Origin of the sequence: Chitinophaga cymbidii (genome assembly GCF_007992715.1) — a bacterium.
Lineage (GTDB): Bacteria > Bacteroidota > Bacteroidia > Chitinophagales > Chitinophagaceae > Chitinophaga > Chitinophaga cymbidii.
Genome location: NZ_BKAU01000002.1, coordinates 845182 through 858836 on the forward strand (window position 1 = coordinate 845182; position 13655 = coordinate 858836).

Sequence of the window (13655 nt, forward strand, 5' to 3'; positions counted from 1 at the left end):
CATGCAGAAGAAACTGATCATACTTTTTGCGCTGCTCGCATTGCCCTTTCTTGTGAAAGCTCAGTTCCAGGCATTTAAAGACAGCATCATACAGATCTCGGGTATCACCATGACATCTGACAGCCTGCGCGCGATCCCCGCCGTGAGCATTCTCGTAAAAGGCCAGGGCCGCGGCACCATCTCCAACAGCCAGGGCGTTTTTTCCATTGTTGCATTCAAGGGCGATACATTGACCTTTAGCGCGGTCGGTTTCCAGAAAAAAAACTACAAGATCCCTACGGACCTGGTGGGCAACCGGTTTTCCGTGATACAACTCATGTCTGAAGACACCATTTATCTCTCCGAAACGATCATCAAACCGTATCCTTCCCGGCGAGAGTTCGAAAAAATGTTCGTCAGTATGGACATTCCGAACGACATGTATGAGATAGCCCGTAAAAACAACGACCAGGCCAGACTCCGCGCGCTTTCGCGCTCCATTCCCGTGGATGCCGCCGGCGCTTATAACGTCTATATGCAGAAACAGCAGCAATCGCTTTACTATGCAGGGCAGACGCCGCCACAGAACATTTTCAACCCCATCGCCTGGGCACAGTTCATAGAATCCTGGAAACGCGGCGATTTCAAGCGGAAGGATTAACTTTACGCCCATTCACCAAAATAGATCTCTTATGCAGAAAGTAGCTGTGATCGGCGCCGGCACAATGGGCAACGGCATCGCGCACGTGTTCGCACAAAACGGTTTCGCAGTACACCTCATTGATGTTTCACAGCCCGCGCTGGACAAAGCGCTGGTGACCATAGGTAAAAACCTGGACCGGCAACTGGCCAAAGCCTCCATTACCGAAGAAATCAAACAGCAAACGCTCACCAATCTGCAAACCTTTACCAGCCTCGCCGCAGGCGTGAAGAATACGGAGCTGGTGGTGGAAGCCGCTACAGAACAAACGGAGCTGAAGCTCAAAATATTCCGCGAGCTGGATGAACATACCGGTCCGGACGTGATCCTCGCCACCAACACCTCTTCCATTTCCATTACAAAGATCGCCGCTGCTACCGGCAAGCCCGGTAAAGTGATCGGCATGCACTTCATGAACCCGGTGCCGGTCATGAAACTGGTGGAGATCATCAACGGATATGCCACCGAAAAGGCCGTTACGGAAAAGATCACCGCACTGTCTGAACAACTGGGCAAAGTGCCCTGCGTGGTGAACGACTATCCCGGTTTTATCGCCAACCGCATCCTCATGCCGATGATCAACGAAGCCATCAGTTCGCTGTATGAAGGCGTAGCCGGGGTGAACGAAATTGACACGGTAATGAAGCTGGGAATGGCGCATCCGATGGGGCCGTTGCAACTGGCGGACTTCATTGGGCTGGATGTATGCCTTTCCATCCTGAACGTGCTCTACGACGGATTTGGTAACCAGAAATACGCGCCCTGCCCATTGCTGGTGAACATGGTAACGGCAGGATTTCTTGGTGTGAAAAGCGGGGAAGGATTTTACAAATATACCGCGGGCAGCAAGGATCTCGTAGTGAGCGCGCGGTTCAGCAGATAGATATTTTACGTTGGCCGTCGCGGATCAGGCGGCGGCCGTTTACCCCGCGTATTTTTCCCGGTACTCTTTGGGAGAAAGCCCCACGATCTTCCGGAATACCTGCCGGAACGCCTTAGCATCTTCATACCCCGCATGCATCATTACACCGGTAATATTTTCCTGCCGTTGTTCCAGCAGTTTTTTCGCGGCTTCAATGCGGATGCGCTGTAAATATTCGATCGGCGTAATGCCTGTGGCCATTTTGAACCGGCGGATAAAATTACGCCTGCTCACCGGCAGGTCGCGGATCACCTCTTCCACCGTAACGCCGTCCCGGAACCTGGTTTCCATGCGCTGCTGCGCTTCAGATACCAGCTCGTCCTGGCAAGCCCTTTTCGGTTGCCAGTCGGCAAAATAGGACTGCTGGTCCCGGTCCATATCAATGGCAAACACCTTCGCGATTTTAATCGCCACTTCCCGGTGGCAATATTTTTCGAGGATATGTAACAGGAGATGGAAGGTAGATGTAGCGCCGCCGCTGGTGTAGATGCCCGCATCGTCCGTCACCACCGCCTGCGGATGCACGTCTACCTGCGGAAATGCCGCCACCAGCTCGTTCGCCACGGCCAGGTGGGTAGTGGCTTTTTTGCCGTTGAGCAGGCCGGTGGAAGCCAGCAGCAATACACCCGAACAGAAGGCCGCCACTTCAGCGCCGGCGCGGTGCTGTTGTTGCAGCCAGGGCAGAAAAGGGGCATTTTCCTGGAGCGCGGCGGGAAGGCTGCCGTTGCGGAAAGCCGGGATGAGAATGAGATCAGCGCGGGGAGCCTGCTGCATGGGCACCGTCACAAATTCCTCCTGGAACGGAGATGTTCCGGAAGGGCCGTCAGCCGTTACCAGCGTCACCTGGAAAAAAGGTTTTCCCGTAGATTCCTGGTAATAGTTGTTGACAGTCTGAAAAACATCCAGAATAGCGGCAATACTGAGCGGCCTGTATTTTTGGGTGACAAGTACAGATAATTGCTTCATAAACGGGAGAATATGCTTTGCAAGATAACGCTTTTGGCCTAAATGCCCCTGAAGTTGACGGTTTTGCCATCCGCGGAAAAACCGCTTCCCGGTAATTTTATAGCATGGAAATAAAAAAGAAAGTGGGCACCCTCATTGGATTTGATCTGACGGTGCCCGATGCGGAAAAGATCAGCCAGTTTTACCACGAAGTGGTAGGGTGGGAGATCGGCGTTCAGAAGATGGGCGATTATGAAGATTATTTCATGAAAGATCCGGAAACGGGCGAAATAATGGCCGGCGTATGTCACGCAAAAGGAGTTAACAAAACGCTGCCCCCTGTATGGCTGCTGTACATCCAGGTGGAAGACCTCGATGAAAGCCTCGCCAGCTGCGAGAAGCTGGGTGGCCAGGTTATCGGTGAAAAACGTTCATGCGGTGCGATGGGAGAGTTTGTATTGATACAGGACCCCGCGGGCGCTTATGTAATGCTGTGGGAAAACAAGGCATAGCCTGCATTATTCCTCTTTCCTTTTTTTACCGGGATCGCTGTTGAATTCATGCCCGCAGAAAGCGCAATGCGTAAGCCCCGGTTGTTTTGCACGGTGCGCCCCGCATGCGGGGCAATCTTTTTCCCGTACAGGCTGCGCGGGCGGGTCCAGTTTTAATTTGTTGATGATGTGCTGCGGGTTGTTACTTTCATCCTTCATGTTGATCCTTATTTTTCATCTTTACGTCCTTTATAAATATAAGAAAAATATTTAATTGAATCGCCCGGCATTTTGTTATTTTTAGCCCTCAAATCCTTGCCTGTATTGCATTAATATGTTGAGACACAAAATCCTATGCCTTTTACTCCTCTTTTTTGTAACCCGTCAGGCTGTAGCGCAGGGTGATTGCACCACCATCGGTCAGAACCCTTCCACCGCATTTCCGGTATGCGGAACGGAAGTATTCGAGCAGCAATCTGTACCCATTTGCGGATCGCGTTCAGTGCCCGGCCCATCCTGCAGCACACCCGGTGATTTTAACCACCAGGATAAAAATCCCTTCTGGTACAAATTCACGTGTTATACCACGGGCACGCTGGGCTTTGTGATCACGCCGCTTGACCTGGAGGAGGATTACGACTGGCAGCTGTGGGACATCACCGGCCGCGATCCGGACGAAGTATATACGAACAGGAGTTTGTACGTGGCAATGAACTGGTCCGGCGAATACGGTATTACCGGCGCATCTGATGAAGGCGCGTCAACGGATGTCTGCGGCGGCCGCGGCCAGCCTTTGTTCAGCGCCATGCCCGTGATCACCAAAGGCCACGAATACCTGCTGCTGATCAGTCACTTTTCCAATTCACAAAGCGGCTACAAGCTGAAGTTCGGCGGCGGCACCGCGGATATCAATGATCCCGTGCTGCCGGAGCTGAAGGATATAAAATATGATTGTGCAGGATATTCCATCGGCATCAGGCTGTCCCGTAAAGTATTGTGCAAAAGCCTTGCCGCCAACGGTTCCGATTTCCGGCTTTCCACCGGTGCTTCCATTGTAAAGGCAATGGGCGCCAGCTGTAATAAAGGTTTTGATCTCGATTCCGTGATCCTCTACCTTGACAAACCCTTACCGCCCGGCACCTACACGGTGACTGCGCAGAACGGCAGCGACGGGCATACGGTGCTGAATGCCTGCGGCAAGCAATTACTGCCCGGCGCCACCATCAGTTTTTCCGTACCGGTAACACCACCGCCGCGCCTGCCCGCCCTGAAAGCCCTGCCCTGCGCGCCGGACCGGATCGAGCTGGAATTTCCCGATCCCGTCCGCTGCAGCTCCATCGCTGCCGATGGCAGCGATTTCACCATCACCGGCCCCTCCGCCATCCAGGTCATCTCGACAGAAAATATCTGCGACGCGGCGGGGCTAACGCAGATGGTTACACTAAAACTGGACCGCCGCATTTTACGTGACGGTGATTATACCCTCACGCTCACCGGCGGAACGGACGGCAATACCGTCACCAGCGCCTGCCACGTGCCCCTGATACCCGGCAACCTCCCGTTCAGCATCCCGGCGCAGCCGGCCATATTGCTCGGCGACTGCGCGCCACCCGGCTGCGCGCCCTCCTCCGTGAAGATCGGGCTGAACTTCCCCGTGCGCTGCAGTTCCATTGCGCCGGACGGCAGCGATTTCATGCTGAACGGCCCGCATAACATACGCATCACCGCCGCCGCGGGCATCTGCAACACGAACGGCATGGCGGATTCCATCGTACTGCAGCTTTCAGAAAAAATACAGACTGCCGGCAATTACCGCGTGACCACCACCACCGGCAGCGACGGCAATTCCCTGCAGGGCGAATGCTGGCAGTTGATGACCGCCGGGCAAACCGCAGATTTTCGTACGTCCGATACCGTGAATGCTTCCTTCAGCATGAGCCTGCAATTCAACTGCAAGCTCACTACCGCCAGTTTCTCTCACGACGGCCGCAACCATGTGAACAGCTGGGCCTGGGAGCTGGACGGCGAAACCCTGCACACGCAGCGCCCCGTGAAGGTCTTCAGCGACTTCGGCACCAAACCCCTCCGCCTCAAAGTTTCCAATGGCGTATGCAGCGCAGGGCTGGACACCGCCATTGTTATCACCAGCGAGCTGGAAGCCGCCTTCACCGTAGATCCGGGCCCGTATTGCCCGATGGAGGGCATCACGCCGGTTAATATCAGTACCGGCAACATCGTCGCCTGGGAATGGGATTACGGCAACGGCAGCAGCAGCTTCGGCCCGCAGCCGCTTTCACTGCGGTACTTCCCGCAGCAGAAGGAACAGGACTACCGCATCCGCCTCATCGTGCGGAATGATATGAATTGCAGGGACACGATGGACCAGTACATCAAAGCGGTATCTTCCTGCTACATTGACGTGCCGACGGCCTTTACGCCCAACAACGACGGGCAGAACGATTTCTTTTATCCGCTCAACGCATACCGGGCGCAGGACCTCCGTTTCCGGGTGTACAGCCGTTACGGCTGGCTGATGTTTGAATCGCGGGACTGGCGCAAGCGCTGGAACGGCCGCGTGAACAACGTTCCCGCCGATGCGGGCGCCTATACCTGGATGCTGGAATACACGGAAAAAGACAGCGGAAAAAAAGTATTCCGGAAAGGCACCGTAGTTTTGCTGCGGTAAGGCAAGGATTTTGATGAGATCAAGTCAAAAAAAAGCATCATGAACTACAAAGCGTTAGGCAATTCGTACCTGAAGATCAGTGAAGTATCGTTTGGCTGTATGTCAGTCGGGCAGGATGAAAGCAAAGCCATTCCCCTGATCCGCCGTGCGGTGGACCTCGGCATCAATTATTTTGACACGGCGGACCTCTACGATAAAGGACAGAACGAGATCATACTGGGCAAGGCGCTCCGCGATATCCGCGACCAGGTGGTGATCGCCACCAAAGCAGGCAACCAGTGGCGCGAAGACGGCAGCGGATGGGACTGGAATCCCCGTAAGGAATACATCCTGTCATGCGCGGAAGCAAGCCTTAAGCGGCTGCAGACGGACCATATCGACCTGTTCCAGCTGCACGGCGGCACCATAGATGATCCGATCGACGAGACCATCGATGCTTTTGAAACGCTCGTAAAAGCCGGGAAGGTCCGCTATTACGGCATCTCCTCCATCCGCCCCAACGTCATCCGCGAATACGCCCGCCGCTCCAACATCGTCAGCGTCATGATGCAATACAGCCTGCTGGACCGCCGCCCGGAGGTGTCCTGCCTTCCGCTGCTGGAACAGAAGAACATCGGCGTGCTCACCAGGGGCAGCGTGGCCAAAGGTCTGCTGATCGACAAACCCGCAGAGCCCTACCTCGAATATTCCGCGGAACAGGTACAGCAGGCGCGCGAAGCCATCGCCGCTGCATCCGGGCCGCAGCGCCTGCCCTCGCAGACCGCCATACAGTACGTGCTGAAACATCCCGCCGTTACCTCCGCCGTAGTAGGCATCCGCACCCCGCAGCAGCTGGAAGAAGCCGCCGCGGAAGTGGAACGGCTGGATGCAATGGAGTACGAAGCGCTTACCCGCGCAGTGCCGGTGAAAGACTATGCGCAGCACCGGTAAAACATTCTTTTCTTGTCCGCCTGCGGGCGGACGTTGTATCAAAACCGGACACTCCGTACAAAGAACAATATTGATAATCAACATATTTAACAACGGTATCCAATTTGTGCGCGGACATGCACAATCGCTTACGTATGTTCCGTAACTACCTCAAAATTGCCTGGCGCAACCTGCTCAAGAACAAGACATTTTCCATCATCAACATCGCGGGGCTCGCGATCGGCATGGCGGCATGCATTACCATCATGCTGTTCGTACTTTATGAAAAAGGTTTTGACGGCCAGCATAAAAAGAACATCTACCGCCTCTGCGAAGTGCAGTCGTGGGAAGGCATGAACGCCTCGCAGAAAGTAGCTTTGTCCATGTACCCGATGGCCACCGCCTTGCAGCGGGAATACCCCGAAGTGAGGAATTACACGCGCATTATGCCGAACGGGCATTTCGACCTGAACTACGGAGAAAAAAGATTTTATCTGCCGAAAATGCTATGGGTGGATTCCACTTTTTTGCAGCTCTTTGATTTCCCGCTGCTGAAAGGCGACCGGCGTACGGCGCTGCAGGAGCGCAACAGCGTGGTGCTCAGCACCAGCGCCGCGGCAAAGCTCTTCGGCACGGAAGATCCCATCGGTAAAACCGTCCGCCACTTCGTGGGCGATACGCTGCCGTTTACCGTTACGGGGCTGATGGAAGTGCCGCAAAATTCCCATCTGCAATTCGATGCGCTGTTTTCCGCCAATACCGTATATAATCCGCAGTGGGACCAGAACTGGGGCGGCAACTGGCTGATCACCTATCTCGAACTGGCGCCCGGCGCCAACGTGGCGGCGCTGGAGAAGAAATTCCCCGCATTCCTTAAAAAATACATGGCCGAAGATGACCGCTGGAAAGACTATGAATTGTTCCTGCAGGCGCTCCCCGACGTGCACGCGGGCTCTACGGAGATCACACACGACTATGCCAATTTCCGCAAATTCGACCGGCGTTATACCTACATCTTTTCCATGATCGCAGGCATCATCCTCCTCATCGCCTGCATCAATTTCATGAACCTGTCCACCGCCCGTTCATCCGAAAGAGCGCGGGAAGTAGGTATCCGCAAATCCATCGGCGCGCACCGTTACCAGCTGGCCAGGCAGTTTATCGGTGAATCCGTGATCCTGTCGCTGATCGCGCTTGTCTTTGCCATCCTGCTGGTGAAAGTTACATTGCCCTGGGTGGCCGCTTTCAGCGAACGCCCGCTGGAGCTGCCGTTGTTCAGCGATCTTCCGAAGCTCCTGCTGATCATTGGCGGTACCTTGCTGGTGGGCGTACTGGCGGGATTGTATCCGTCGGCATACCTCTCTTCGTTCAAAGCCGTGAGGGTGCTGAAAGGATCGCCGCAAACGGGGCGTAACAAGGGCACGCTGCGGAACGTGCTGGTAGTAGGGCAATTCACCGGCGCGGTGTTCCTGATCATCGCCACCATTTTTGTGTTGAAGCAATTGCGGTATATGCAAACGAAAGACCGGGGATTTAATGGCGATCAGATCATGCTGATCCCGCTGGACAGCGAAACGAACCGGCATTATGAAACGCTGAAGCAGGAACTGACAGGCAATACGCTCATCACCGCCGTGACCGCCTCGCAGCAGCGCCTCGGGAATAACATCCACCAGGGCGGCGTAAGATTTCACGGCAAAGGTCCTGTAAGAGATCTGGTGACCTCCGGCGTAGTGGTGGATTGTGATTATCTGCGCACCTACAGGATCAAGCTGATCGCGGGCAGCGACTTTTCGCGGGATAAGGCCAACAACGCGCGGGAATACATCATCAATGAATCGCTGGCAAAAGAGCTGCTGCGCGAAGAACGCTCGGACGAGCCTTTGGCGTCGCTGGTGGGCAAGCATTTTGGTTACGGGGGGATGGATTCTGTAGGGCGTATCATCGGCATCACAAAGGATTTCAACTTCAATACGCTGCATCACAAGATTGAAACGCTGATGATGTTCTCGCAGCGGGACTGGGGATATGGTGAGATGTCCGTCAAGATCAGCGCGGAGAAAGCAAAGGAAGCGGTCGCTTATATTGAATCTGTCTGGAACAGGCATGTGACGGGCCATCCGTTCGAATATACATTCCTCGACCAGCATTTCGCCAGCATATACAATGCAGACCGGCAGGTGAGCCGCATCGTAGGCATCCTGGCCACGCTGGCCATTATCATTTCCTGCCTTGGCCTGTTCGGGCTGGCGACATTCGCGGCGGAAAGGAGAGTGAAGGAGATCGGCATCCGCAAGGCATTGGGCGCTACCGTGGAGAACATCGTTACCATGCTGTCCAAAGACTTTGTAAGGCTCGTAGTGATCGCCAACCTGATCGCATGGCCGCTGGCCTGGTTCGGGGTGAACCGCTGGCTGGAAGATTTTGCCTACCACATTGATATCAGCTGGTGGGTGTTTATCATGGCCGGCGTGATAGCCGTGATGATCGCCCTGCTCACGGTGAGCTTCCAGGCGGTGAAAGCGGGTCTCACCAATCCCGTTAAAAGTCTCAGGATGGAATAAGCGCCGACGATTCGCGGATAATAAGGCTGCTGGGCAGCACCCTGTTCTCAAACTCCGTAACCGGGCGTTTGCTTTCGATCATCCGGATCAGCAGCTCCGTAGCGCTTTGCCCGATCTCGAAAGCAGGCTGGCGGATCACGCTCACCGGCGGCGTGAAAAGCTCTGCCAGGTTGGTATTGGTAAAACCGATGAATCCCACCTGCTTATATTTCTTCGCCACGTTCTTCAATGCGCTGAGCGTAACCGTCGTCAGCCGGTCGCCCGCCGTGAAGATCGCGTCTACTTTTGATCTCGACTGAAAAAGACTTTCCACCGCTTCTTCCACTTCATCGTAGATCATGCCGCCATGCGTGCAATGTTTCACAAGGCCGGCATCATAGCTCATGTTGTGTTTTTCCAGTGCATCCCTGTAGCCTTGCAGCCTTTCGCGGGTGATGGAAAGATTGCTGGTGCTGGTGATATGCCCGATCTTCCTGAAGCCCTGCGCGATCAGGTGTTCCGTAGCCTGGAAGGCGCCCATATAATTATCCGCCGTTACGCGGTGCGTGTCAATTTCGTTCGTTACCCGGTCGAACTGCACAATAGGAAACCCTTTCTCATGCAATTGCTTCAGGTAGGAAAGGTCCGTTGTTTCACAGGAAAGCGAGAGCAACAGCCCGTCTACCGAACGCGATACAAGATGCTGTATGTTCACCATTTCCCTTTCTTTCGATTCATGCGTCTGGGTGATGATAACATGATATCCATTATTATATGCGATGGATTCTATGCCGTTGATCGCCTGTGAAAAGAAGTTGTTGGCGATCTCCGATACCACTACGCCGATCGCTTTGCTGCGTTGTTCTTTCAGGCTGAGCGCAATGGGGTTGGGGCGGTAATTCATGCGTTCTGCGTATTCCATGACCAGCTTTTTTGTTTCCGCAGAAATCTCATAACGTCCCCTTAAAGCCCTTGATACAGTGGATGTGGAGAGGTTCAGGGCTTTGGCAATATCTTTTATCGTGATAGCGTCGTCGAATTTCATATTTTGGTTGAACGTGGTCCGTACGTAAAATAAGAAATTAATCCAACTCCACCTGTTTTTTGTCCCCCGCCGCTGCTGTGCAAACGTTATCGGGAACGATTGCACAAATAAAGTCAGCATGTTGTTGAGTTGATGGCGAATTAATATGTAGACTTGTCTAACCACGTTTTATCAACCTTCCACATATGAAACTGATATTATCCACATTGCTGGTATTACTCACACTCTGCATGCCTGCGCTCGCACAAAGCCGGAAAGTTTCCGGCCGGGTGACCGCTTCCGGCACCGGTGCATTGTCCGGCGTCACTGTCCAGCTAAAGGGCACGAAGACCGGTGTAGCCACGGATGCAGACGGGAAATACAGCATAGACGTACCCACCGGCAGAGACGCCGTTCTCGTGTTCCGGTTCATGGGCTTTAAGACGCAGGAAATTGAAGTGAACGGCAGAAATTCGATAGATGTAACCATGACAGAAGAAGCTTCTTCATTGAACGACGTAGTAGTGGTGGGTTATGCCACCGCCCGCCGTCGTGATCTGACCGGCTCTGTGTCTTCCATCAATGCGAAACAGATCAAAGACATTCCGATCAACTCAGCTGCGGAAGCGCTCTCCGGCCGTCTTGCCGGCGTGCAGGTGACCGGCAGCGAAGGCGCCCCCAATGCGGAAGTCACCATCCGCGTGCGTGGCGGCGGCTCCATTACGCAAGACAATTCCCCGCTGTACGTGATCGACGGCGTGCAGGTGGAGAACGGCCTCAACGCTATTTCGCCGCAAGACATTGAATCCATCGATGTGCTTAAAGATGCTTCCACCACCGCCATCTACGGTGCGCGCGGCGCGAACGGCGTAGTGATCATTACTACCAAAGGCGGCCGCAATGCGAAAACGCGGTTGAGCTACAACGGTTTCGCCGGCATCCGCAAACTGGCCAACAGGCTGGAAGTCATGAAGCCGCACGACTTCGTGATGTACTGGTACGAGCGCACGAGAGGCAGCATTGCAGACAGCACTTCCTTTGCCAATACTTACGGCACTACGTTCGATACGCTGGCTAACTACAAGAACATGCCTTTTACGGACTGGCAGGATGAAATGTTCGGCCGCAACGCGCTCATGCAAACGCACAACGTCAGCGTGAACGGCGGGAACACCAACACGCAGTACAACCTCAGCCTCACCTCCAACACCGAAGAAGGCATTATGCGCGGTTCCGATTTCGACCGCAAGCTCGCATCTTTCAAATTCGATCATACCGTTAACAATGCTGTGAGAGTAGGCTTTAACACCCGTTACAATCATACCGTGGTGAACGGCGCCGGCACTACCAACGAAGGCTCTTCTTCCACGAACCGCCTGCGTCACAGCCTGAAATACCGTCCCTTCCTGATGGAAGGGCTGGGGCTGGACGAGTTTGACCAGGAATACTGGAACGAAACCAGCGGCAACAGCCTCAGCCTGGGCAATCCCATCCTGCTGAACGAGGCCGAATACCGCAAGGCCATCACCAATATCCTGAACCTCAGCGGCTATGTGAACCTGAACCTCACGAAGTTCCTCAGCTTCAGGATTACTTTGGGTTACGACCTGTTCACGGAAGAAAGACGGGCGTTCGACGATACGCTGACCAACAACGCCCGGCAGTATGGCGTTACGCCGCTGGCGAACATTGGCAATACGAAACGCACCACCATCAATAATTCCAACGTATTCACCTTTACGAATGCGCAGCTGAATGGTGATTTTCATAAAAAGAACGAGATCACTTTCCTGGTAGGCCACGAGCTGTATACCAGCAAAGTATCCACCAGCTTTATGGAAACGCGCTACTTCCCCGCCGGCATCAAACCCGAGTGGGCATTGAACAATATGAACCTCGGCACTCCGCCCCCCGGCGTGCAGCAGCCGAAGCCGGTCACCACGGAAGTGGAGAACAGGCTGGTATCTTTCTTTGGCCGGCTGAATTATGCCTATGACAAGAAGTATCTGCTCACTTTGTCCATGCGCGGGGATGGTTCTTCCAAATTCGGACCGTCTAACAAGTGGGCTTACTTTCCCTCGGGATCAGTGGCCTGGCGGCTCTCCGAAGAAAGCTTCCTGAAAGGAAAGCTCGGCCCCGTCAGCGACCTGAAGCTGCGCGCCAGCTACGGCGAAGCAGGTAATAACCGCATCGCGGATTTCCTGTACCAGATGCAGTACAGCGCCATCCAGCAGAACGTGCCGCTGCCGCAATACGGTCTGAACGAACAGGTGGTGGCGGCCTACGCGCCCGTTGCGCTGGCGAACCCGAACCTGGTGTGGGAAACCACCGTGTCCCGCAACTTCGGTGCGGACGTTGCGCTCTGGAACGGCAGACTGGTATTCACCGCCGACCTGTATAAAAATACAACGGACAACCTGCTCGTGGCCGCACCGATCTCCACTACCGCAGGCTATTCCCAGCAGATACAGAACGTTGGCGCCACCACCAACAAAGGCGTAGAGTTCCAGGTGAACGCCACGCCGGTGCAAACCAAAACTGTCGGTTACAACGTTACCTTCAACATTTCTTTCAACAAAAATACGGTAGACCGGCTGGCGGCCAACCAGATCAACGGTTACCTGCAAAACTCCGGATGGTTCCACTCCGTGCAGGGCGCCTTCGATTACATCGTACGTGTAGGCGATCCCGTTGGTTCCATATGGGGACTGGAAACGGACGGCTTTTACAGTATCGGGGATTTCGATTACGATGCCGGCACACAGACCTACACGCTGAAAGAAGGCGTGCCTGACAACAACGCCATCACGTCCACTCCGCCGCAACCCGGCACCCTCAAGTTCCGCGACCTCGATGGTGACAGCGTGATCACGGAGAAAGACAGGACCATCATTGGCCGCGCGGCGCCGAAATTCTTCGGTGGCCTCAATCAGCAATTCACTTACAAACAATTCGATCTCAGTGTTTTCCTCAACTTCCAGGTGGGCAATGACGTGCTCAACGCCAACCGGCTGGAATTCACATCCGGTTATACCAATAACTCCAACCTGCTCGCCATCATGAACGACCGCTGGAAAACAGTGAACGCGCAGGGCCAGGTGGTGACCGACCCGGTGGAGCTGGCGGAGCTGAACAAAAATGCGAAGCTCTGGAAACCCGGTATCGGCGCGGCCTCATTCATACCCCACTCATGGGCGGTGGAAGATGGTTCGTTCCTGCGGATCAATAACGTGACACTGGGTTACACGCTGCCGTCTTCCCTGCTGAAGAAGATCGGCCTGCAATCCGCGAGGTTTTACGGCACCGTGAACAACCTCGCCATCTTTACGAAGTATTCCGGGTATGATCCCGAGGTGAGCACCCGTCGTGCGAACCCGGTAACGCCCGGGGTGGATTATTCCGCCTATCCCCGCAGCCGGTCATTCCTCCTCGGGGTAAATCTTTCATTATAAAAGA

At 54.5% G+C, this 13655-nt stretch carries 10 protein-coding genes; 7 read left to right on the forward strand and 3 right to left on the reverse strand.

Annotated features, from left to right (window positions below; all coding sequences use genetic code 11):
- Position 1 precedes the first annotated feature (1 nt).
- Entirely contained in the window at positions 2 to 640 is a 639-nt protein-coding gene (locus tag CCY01nite_RS14610; protein WP_146862989.1) for a carboxypeptidase-like regulatory domain-containing protein, read from the forward strand.
- 31 nt (positions 641 to 671) lie between these two features.
- Positions 672 to 1562 carry a 3-hydroxyacyl-CoA dehydrogenase family protein gene (locus tag CCY01nite_RS14615; RefSeq protein WP_146862992.1) on the forward strand — a complete coding sequence of 297 codons (891 nt, stop codon included), beginning with the start codon at positions 672 to 674 and terminating at the stop codon, positions 1560 to 1562.
- A gap of 39 nt (positions 1563 to 1601) precedes the next feature.
- Here the strand turns inward: CCY01nite_RS14615 and CCY01nite_RS14620 are convergent, their stop codons facing one another.
- Positions 1602 to 2567 carry a GlxA family transcriptional regulator gene (locus tag CCY01nite_RS14620; RefSeq protein ID WP_146862995.1) on the reverse strand — a complete coding sequence of 322 codons (966 nt, stop codon included), beginning with the start codon at positions 2565 to 2567 and terminating at the stop codon, positions 1602 to 1604.
- Between the two features lie 104 nt (positions 2568 to 2671).
- Between CCY01nite_RS14620 and CCY01nite_RS14625 the strand changes: the two genes are divergently transcribed.
- Positions 2672 to 3058 carry a VOC family protein gene (locus CCY01nite_RS14625; RefSeq protein WP_146862998.1) on the forward strand — a complete coding sequence of 129 codons (387 nt, stop codon included), beginning with the start codon at positions 2672 to 2674 and terminating at the stop codon, positions 3056 to 3058.
- Positions 3059 to 3064: 6 nt separating this feature from the next.
- On the opposite strand, the gene CCY01nite_RS14630 is transcribed toward CCY01nite_RS14625, so the two are convergent.
- Positions 3065 to 3256 (reverse strand): hypothetical protein, encoded by a 192-nt coding sequence (locus CCY01nite_RS14630; protein ID WP_146863001.1) that lies wholly within the window; start codon positions 3254 to 3256, stop codon positions 3065 to 3067.
- Between the two features lie 115 nt (positions 3257 to 3371).
- On the opposite strand from CCY01nite_RS14630, the gene CCY01nite_RS14635 reads away from it, so the two are divergent.
- The 3 genes from CCY01nite_RS14635 (at position 3372) to CCY01nite_RS14645 (ending at position 9196) form a co-directional block, all read left to right on the forward strand.
- Complete coding sequence (locus tag CCY01nite_RS14635; protein WP_146863004.1) at positions 3372 to 5723, forward strand: T9SS type B sorting domain-containing protein; 2352 nt, start codon at positions 3372 to 3374, stop codon at positions 5721 to 5723.
- Positions 5724 to 5762: 39 nt separating this feature from the next.
- Positions 5763 to 6653: an aldo/keto reductase gene (locus tag CCY01nite_RS14640; RefSeq protein WP_146863007.1), complete on the forward strand. Its 891-nt coding sequence runs from the start codon at positions 5763 to 5765 to the stop codon at positions 6651 to 6653.
- 134 nt (positions 6654 to 6787) lie between these two features.
- The gene (locus CCY01nite_RS14645; RefSeq protein WP_146863010.1) at positions 6788 to 9196 is read left to right on the forward strand and encodes an ABC transporter permease; all 2409 of its coding nucleotides are present in this window, start codon (positions 6788 to 6790) and stop codon (positions 9194 to 9196) included.
- Here CCY01nite_RS14645 and CCY01nite_RS14650 read toward each other — a convergent pair.
- Positions 9183 to 10220: a LacI family DNA-binding transcriptional regulator gene (locus tag CCY01nite_RS14650; RefSeq protein WP_146863013.1), complete on the reverse strand. Its 1038-nt coding sequence runs from the start codon at positions 10218 to 10220 to the stop codon at positions 9183 to 9185. The genes CCY01nite_RS14645 and CCY01nite_RS14650 overlap by 14 nt on opposite strands.
- Before the next feature lie 185 nt (positions 10221 to 10405).
- Here CCY01nite_RS14650 and CCY01nite_RS14655 point away from each other — a divergent pair, with 185 nt between their 5' ends.
- Positions 10406 to 13651 carry a SusC/RagA family TonB-linked outer membrane protein gene (locus CCY01nite_RS14655; protein WP_146863016.1) on the forward strand — a complete coding sequence of 1082 codons (3246 nt, stop codon included), beginning with the start codon at positions 10406 to 10408 and terminating at the stop codon, positions 13649 to 13651.
- Positions 13652 to 13655: the final 4 nt, after the last annotated feature.